This is a genomic window from Candidatus Nitrosotalea sp. FS, assembly GCF_011319475.1.
Classification (GTDB): Archaea; Thermoproteota; Nitrososphaeria; order Nitrososphaerales; family Nitrosopumilaceae; genus Nitrosotalea.
Window position 1 is genome coordinate 19,877 of the sequence record NZ_RCMC01000251.1, and the last position, 203, is coordinate 20,079.

At 36.5% G+C, this 203-nt stretch carries 1 pseudogene; it reads right to left on the minus strand.

Annotated features, from left to right (window positions below):
• Positions 1-191 (minus strand): annotated as a pseudogene (locus DYY66_RS13280) (sodium:solute symporter); the annotation flags it as partial.
• Positions 192-203: the final 12 nt, after the last annotated feature.

The following is a 203-nucleotide window of genomic DNA, read 5'->3' on the forward strand; positions in this document are numbered from 1 at the left end:
AAACTATATGCAGTATACAGGTCTGCACCGATTAAGAAAAATATCAGAGTTGTTCCAAGCTTTCTTCCAGCTAGAGACCATTCGTGTACATGATTTAGATCACCTCTCCTCCAATATTTTCCGTAAAATCCTAATGCGATGAACACAATAAACAATGAAACAAATACGATAACAATGTCTGGACTGATCATAGTTTCTTCTCC